Source organism: Kitasatospora sp. NPDC127116 (genome assembly GCF_042677365.1).
GTDB classification, from domain to species: Bacteria; Actinomycetota; Actinomycetes; order Streptomycetales; family Streptomycetaceae; genus Kitasatospora; species Kitasatospora lactacystinica.
Window position 1 is genome coordinate 101,003 of record NZ_JBHXTL010000014.1, and the last position, 6,713, is coordinate 107,715.

General features: G+C 75.7%; 5 protein-coding genes. 4 read left to right on the plus strand and 1 reads right to left on the minus strand.

Going from position 1 to position 6,713, the window contains the following annotated elements; translation table 11 throughout:
* Positions 1-37 precede the first annotated feature (37 nt).
* The gene (locus ACFVHV_RS09170; protein WP_380350181.1) at positions 38-1,249 is read left to right on the plus strand and encodes a PP2C family protein-serine/threonine phosphatase; all 1,212 of its coding nucleotides are present in this window, start codon (positions 38-40) and stop codon (positions 1,247-1,249) included.
* A 16-nt stretch (positions 1,250-1,265) separates the two neighbouring features.
* Here the strand turns inward: ACFVHV_RS09170 and ACFVHV_RS09175 are convergent, their stop codons facing one another.
* Positions 1,266-2,237 carry an endonuclease/exonuclease/phosphatase family protein gene (locus ACFVHV_RS09175; RefSeq protein WP_380350184.1) on the minus strand — a complete coding sequence of 324 codons (972 nt, stop codon included), beginning with the start codon at positions 2,235-2,237 and terminating at the stop codon, positions 1,266-1,268.
* 79 nt (positions 2,238-2,316) lie between these two features.
* Between ACFVHV_RS09175 and ACFVHV_RS09180 the strand changes: the two genes are divergently transcribed.
* The 3 genes from ACFVHV_RS09180 to ACFVHV_RS09190 all read left to right on the plus strand — a co-directional run bounded on the left by ACFVHV_RS09180 (position 2,317) and on the right by ACFVHV_RS09190 (position 6,634).
* Positions 2,317-2,943, plus strand: coding sequence for a PadR family transcriptional regulator (locus ACFVHV_RS09180; RefSeq protein ID WP_359903477.1), 627 nt, complete (start codon positions 2,317-2,319; stop codon positions 2,941-2,943).
* 71 nt (positions 2,944-3,014) lie between these two features.
* Positions 3,015-3,779 carry an ABC transporter ATP-binding protein gene (locus ACFVHV_RS09185; protein WP_359903474.1) on the plus strand — a complete coding sequence of 255 codons (765 nt, stop codon included), beginning with the start codon at positions 3,015-3,017 and terminating at the stop codon, positions 3,777-3,779.
* Positions 3,776-6,634, plus strand: a complete 2,859-nt coding sequence (locus tag ACFVHV_RS09190) for an ABC transporter permease (RefSeq protein WP_380350188.1) — start codon at positions 3,776-3,778, stop codon at positions 6,632-6,634. The genes ACFVHV_RS09185 and ACFVHV_RS09190 overlap by 4 nt, the downstream gene beginning before the upstream one ends.
* Positions 6,635-6,713: the final 79 nt, after the last annotated feature.

Genomic DNA, 6,713 nt, shown 5'->3' on the forward strand with positions numbered 1-6,713 from the left:
CCTCGGGCATCGGCGTCTTCTGCTGGAGAGACCGAAGTTGAGCGCGACCGGATGGATCAGAGAGCGGTTCACCGGGCCGACACCGGGGCCCGCTCCGCGCGCGACCGGCACCTGGCCGAGGACGGCGCTGGCGCTGCCGTTCCTCGGCATGGTGCTGATCGTCGCCCTCGACTACCTCAGCGGCACCGAGGTGACGGTCGAACCGGCCCTCACCGCCGTACCCGCGCTGGCCGCCGTGGTCAGCCGCCGAACCTGGTACCCGCTCGCCATCGGTCTGGGCACCGAGGCGGCGGCCTTCCTGATGGCCTTCCGCGGCGACACGCTCGGCGAGTCCGTGCACGCCGCCAGCGTCTTCGCGATCCTGCTCGTCGCCGCGATCGGCTGGGTCAGCGCCACCCTGAGGCTGCGCCAGGAACGGGCGCTGGCCGACGCCCAGCTGGTCGCCTCGATCGCCCGCCGGGTGCTGCTGCGGCCCGTCCCCGAGCGGGTCGGCACCGTCCGGGCGGCCGTCCACTACGAGGCCGCCGCCGCGCACGCCCGGATCGGCGGCGACCTCTACGAGGTGGTCAACACCCGGCACGGGGTGCGGGCGGTGGTCGGGGACGTGCGCGGCAAGGGCCTCGGCGCGGTGGAGACGGCCGCCGCCGTGCTCGGGGCCTTCCGCGAGGCCGCCCACCAGGAGGCCGCCCTGGACCGGGTGGCCGGCTGGCTGGCCGTCAGCCTCGACCGCGCCCTGCACGAGAACGACCACCCGGGCGTGGAGGAGGAGTTCGTCACCCTGGTGCTGATCGGCGTCGGGCCCGACGGCGCCGCGGAGATCGTCAACTGCGGTCATCCCGCCCCGCTGCTGCTGCGCGGCGGGGAGGTCCGGCCGCTCGAACTCGCCGAGACCGTACCGCCGCTGGGCGTCCTCGACCCGGTCGACGTCCGCCCGCCGGTGCACCGGCTGCTGCTCCAGGGCGACGACCGGGTGCTGCTGTTCACCGACGGGGTGATCGAGGCCCGTGACCGCGCGGGCGTCTTCTACCCGCTCGCCGAACGCTTCCCGCACTGCGCGGCCGGCCGCCCGGCCGACGTCCTGCAGCGGCTGCACGAGGACGTGGTGCGCCACGTCGGGCGCCAGCTCGGCGACGACGCGGCCATGCTGCTGCTCCAGTTCGACCCCCCGCACGCGCTCGGGCCGGGGGAGCCCCGGGCCGCCACCACCGTCCACCTCCCGCAGCAGGCCGGGGTCCTGGCGCGCCAGTAGGCGTCCGGGGCCGCCCTTACAACGACACCTCGACCAGCAGCGGGCGGTGGTCCGACACCGTCGCGCGCGGCGCCGCCGCCGGCCCGACCGCCGTGCGCGGCACACCGATCCCCAGCACGTGGTCGAACTGCACCGCGGGCCGGTGCGAGGGGTAGGTCGGCGTGCGCGCCAGGTCGTACCAGCCCTGCAGGCGGGGGCGCGGCTCGCGCACCCGGCGCCGGCGCGCCTCGGTCAGGGCCGGCCGGGCCCGCCGGGCCGCCCGCAGCTCGCGCACCCGCACCCGCGGCGCGGTGCGCTCCAGCGCCGTCGCCCCGCCGAGCACCGTGCGGGGCACGGCCCCGACCAGGTTGAAGTCGCCCAGGACCAGGTACGGCTGCGGCAGGTCGGCGATCCAGCGCCGGATGCCGGCCAGTTGCGCCATGTTCCAGCCGGGGACGAAGGACAGGTGCGCCGCCACCACGGTGAACGGCCCGCGGTCGCCCTCCAGGACGGCCGCCAGCGCCGCCCGCGGCTCGTCCGGCACCTGGGTCAGTCCGCGCCGCCCGGCCACCCGCAGCGGCAGCCCGAACGGCGCCGGGGCGAAGCGCCGGGCGCGCCAGTGCCGCACCGGGAGCCGCGTCAGCAGTGCCGTCCCGTACGAGGGCGGGGCGCCGTCGCCCATCTCGCCGGGCCCGTACACCCGCAGGCCTCCCGGCCCGGACGGCTCCGGCACCCAGCCCGCGACCGGCGCCGGGCGGCCGTGCAGGGCGGCGGCGAAGCGCCAGTCCTTGGCGCCCATGGCCGCGGCGGCCACCGCCGCCTGGTCGGTGCCGCCGGAGCGCGCCTGGTACCGGTCGACCTCCTGGAGCGCCAGCACGTCGGCGTCCAGCGCGGCCACCGCGTCGGCCAACGGCTCGCCGGCGTCGGACGGGTAGGGCCGCGGGGTGCCGTCCGGGGCGAGCGGCTGGCCGTGCAGGAGGTTGAAGGTGGCGATGCGCAAGTGGCTCACACCGCACGACGGTACCCGCTCCCCCGACCGGGTGGGCGCGGCTTGAGACGGTAGGGCATACCGGGTATACATACTCGGTATGTCCATCCGTCACGGTCTGCTCGCCCTGCTCGACCAGGGCCCTCGCTACGGCTACCAGCTGCGCACCGAGTTCGAGGCGCGCACCGGCGCCACCTGGCCGCTCAACGTCGGGCAGGTCTACACCACGCTGTCGCGACTGGAGCGCGACGGGCTGGTCGAGCCCGCGGGGGAGGACGGTGAGGGCCACCAGTTCTACGCCGCCACCGACGCCGGCCGGGAAGAGCTGCGGACCTGGTTCGACACCCCGGTGCCCCGGACCAACCCCCCGCGCGACGAACTGGCGATCAAGCTCGCCATGGCGGTGACCGTCCCCGGGGTCGACGTCTCCGCCGTCGTCCAGGGCCAGCGCCGGCACAGCATCAAGGCGCTCCAGGACTACACCCGGCTCAAGGGCCGCGCCCTCGCGGGGGAGAAGCGCCCCGGCGCCACGCCCTCCGCCAGCAACGACCTGGCCTGGCTGCTCGTCCTCGACCAGCTCATCTTCCAGACCGAAGCCGAGATCCGCTGGCTCGACCACTGCGAGACCCGGCTCGCCCAGCAGGCCGAACTCCTGCAGACCCGCACCGCCGAGGCCGCCCGCGACGGCGCCGCGCCCGCCAGGCGCGGGCGCCGCCTGCGCGCCTGAGCCCCCGCGGCAACCGAACCACCATGCTCGGCCCCGACGCCGAGCGCACACCCAGTACGAGGGGGGAATCCATGTCCCACACCCAAGAGGCCCGGCAGACGCCGGTGCTCCACCTGGAGAACGTCACCCGCGTCCACGGCCACGGCGCCGCCGAGGTCCAGGCCCTGCGCGGCGTCGACCTCAAGGTCCACCCCGGCGAGTTCGTCGCCGTCATGGGCCCCTCGGGCTCCGGCAAGTCGACCCTGCTCACCCTGGCCGGCGGCCTGGACACCCCGAGCGGCGGCCGGGTCCTGGTCGAGGGCGTCGCCCTGGGCGAGCTCGACCGCAAGAAGCTCGCCCGGGTCCGCCGCCGCTCCGTCGGCTACGTCTTCCAGGACTACAACCTGATACCGGCGCTCACCGCCGCCGAGAACATCTCGCTGCCGCGCGAACTCGACGGGCTGTCCACCCGCGCCGCCCGCCGCGAGGCCCTCGCCGCCCTGGAGGAGCTCGGCATCCCCGAACTCGCCGACCGCTTCCCCGACGACATGTCCGGCGGTCAGCAACAGCGCGTCGCCATCGCCCGCGCCCTGATCGGCGACCGCCGCCTGGTCCTCGCCGACGAACCCACCGGCGCCCTCGACTCCACCACCGGCGAGGCCGTCCTCGCCGTCCTGCGCGCCCGCTGCGACGCCGGCGCCGCCGCCATGATGGTCACCCACGAGGCCCGGCACGCCGCCTGGGCCGACCGGGTCGTCTTCCTGCGCGACGGCCGGATGGTCGACGAGTCCGTCAGCCAGGACGCCGCCAGCCTGCTCGTCAGCGCCGCCACCAACAGCCTGAAGGTGGACGAGTGAAGCTCAGCGCCTGGCGGGTGGCCCTGCGCATCGCCCGCCGTGACGCCCTGCGCGCCAAGGGCCGCAGCGCCCTCGTCATCGCCATGGTCGCCCTGCCCGTCCTCGGCGTCACCGGTGCCGACGTGGTCTTCCGCAGCGCCGAGCTCACCCCCGCCGAACACGCGACGCGGGTCATGGGCCAGGCGGTCGGCGAAGTGCACATCGTCGAACGCGGCTCCTCCGTCAAGCAGGCGCCCGACCCCGAGAAGGGGCTCACCATCCAGAGCCCCAAGGACGACGCCAAGGCCGGCGAAGCCCCCACGTACACCCCCGCGCAGCAGCGCTCCCTCGACACCGCGCCCGACGAGCTGGCCCGCCAACTGCTCCCGGCCGGCGCCACCCTGGTGCCCGAGCTCACCGGCCCGTTCACCGCCGCGAGCAGCTCCGAGGGCCTGATCAGCACCCGGGTCAGCGAGGCCGACCTGACCGACCCGGTCTGGCGGGGCCGGATCGACCTCCTCCAGGGCCGGGCCCCCACCGCCGACACCGAGGCCGCCGTCACCCGGGACTTCCTCAAGCGCTCCGGGCTCAGGATCGGCGACAGGACCGCCGTCCGCGGCCTGGAGAACAGCCCCTTCACCATCACCGGCGTCTACGAGTACCCCGGCGAACTGCGGGCCACCGAGCTCACCGCCCGCCCCGGCACCGTGCTCGACCGCCTCCCCAAGCCGTCGGGCGGCTCCGACGCCTCGACCGAGGACCCCGGCGAGACCACCCGCTGGCTGGTCAAGCTCCCGGCCGGGGCCTCGATCGACTGGCAGAAGGTCAAGGAGTTCAACGGGTACGGCTTCCAGGTGACCTCGCGCGCCGTGCTGGCCGACCCGCCGGCCCGTGCCGACGTCCCCTACTTCGTCGACCAGAAGCAGGACGGCAGCGGCCCCAGCTACTTCAACCGGACCGACATCGTCATCCTCGCCACCGTCGTCGGCATGGCCCTGCTGGAGATCGTCCTCCTCGCGGGCCCCGCCTTCGCCGTCGGCGCCCGGCGCTCCCGGCGGCAGCTCGGGCTGCTCGCCGCCGCCGGCGGTGAGCGCGCCAACGTCCGCGCGGTCGTGCTCGGCGGCGGCATCGTCCTCGGCATCACCGGCGCCGTGATCGGCCTGGGCCTCGGCATCGGCCTGGTCGCCCTGCTGCGCACCGCCGCCGAGGAGCGCTCCGGCCAGCGCTTCGCCCACTTCGCCCTGCCGCCGCTCGACCTGCTCGGCGTCCTCATGGTCGGGCTCGTCACCGGCCTGCTGGCCGCCGTCGTGCCCGCCGTCCAGGCCTCCCGGCAGGACGTCGTCGCCGCGCTCACCGGCCGCGACACCCTCAAGCCGCCGAGCCGCAGGCTCGCCGTCGCGGGACTGCTGACCCTCGGCGGCGGCGCCGCCCTCGCCCTGGCCGGTGCCACCAGCGGCGTCGGCAACCGCAGCTTCGCCGTCCTCGGCGGCTCGGCCCTCGCCGAGCTCGGCATGGTCGCCCTCGTGCCCTACCTGGTCGGCCTGTTCGGCCGGCTCGGCCGCTGGCTCCCGCTCGGCCCCCGGCTCGCCCTGCGCGACTCGGTGCGCCACCGCGGCCGCACCGCGCCCGCGGTGGCCGCCGTGATGGCCGCCGTCGCCGGCTCCGTGGCCGTCAGCGTCTACATCGCCAGCTTCGAGGAGCAGTACCGGCTGGAGTACACCGCCTCCGGTCCGTCCGGGGCCGTCATCCTCGGCAACGGCTGGCTGTCCGACGCCAAGCTGCTGCCGCAGATGCGCGAGGCCGTCGAACGCAGCATCCCCGACCTCGGCCCGCGCGCCGACGTCCGGCGCGTCCAGCCGAAGGTCGACTGCTCCGAGGGCAGCTACTGCGGCTACGTCAGCGTCGAGCTGCCCAAGGAGGACCGCTGCCCGCTCACGGACACGGGCGGCACCCTCTCGCTGGCCGAGAGCGAGCACGTCATGAGCACCGACAAGCGCTGCCAGGTGGACCACCGCCGGGGCAACCCGTTCAGCCAGGTCACGGCCGGGGACGCCACCCTGCTGCACAACCTCTTCGGAGTCACCGACCCGGCCCCGGGCCGGGCCCTCGCCGCCGGCAAGGCCGTGGTCTTCGACGCCCGCTACCTCAAGGACGGCAAGGCGTTCCTCCGGTACAGCAGTCCGGTGATCGGCGGCGGGAACGGCCCCGCGAGCAAGCCCGTCATCACCGAGATCACCGTGGACGCCGTCCTCGCCGAGTCCGCGCTGCCCGCCGCGGCCCAGGCCGTGGTCAGCCAGGACACCGCCACCCGGCTCGGCTTCTCCACCGCCCCGGCCGGCTCCGTCTGGCTGCCCGGCGCCATGCCCTCGGACACCGCCCAGCAGAAGGCCGACGGCGCGCTGGCCAAGCTCGTCGACCACGACGTGCTCAAGATCGAGCGCGGCTACGAGTCCCCGGCCGGGCTGATCCAGTTCGGTCTGAACGTCTTCGCCGGCATCGTCGCCCTCGGCGCGGCCGGCATCGCGACCGGACTGGCCGCCGCCGACTCCCAGCGCGACCTGACCACCCTCGCGGCGGTCGGCGCCGAGCCCCGCATCCGGCGCTCGCTGTCCGGCTTCCAGTGCGGGGTGATCGCCGCGATGGGCGCCCTGCTCGGTGTGGTCTGCGGCGTGGTGCCGGGAGTGGCGCTGCGCAAGGTCGAGGCCGCGGCGAGCAGCTACCCCGGGATGAGCCCCGAGGAGATCGCCAGCAAGGCGGCCCTGGTCTTCCCGTGGCCCACCATCGCCGCCACCGTGCTGCTGCTGCCGGTGCTCGCGGCCGGGCTCGCGGCGCTGATGACCCGCTCGCGGATCACCCTGCTGCGCCGCTCGGGCTGAGGCCCGCGCCGCCCCGGGGCCCCGGGGCCCGCCCCCCCCCCCGGGCGCCCCCCCCCCCCCCCCCCGGGGGGGATCAAAA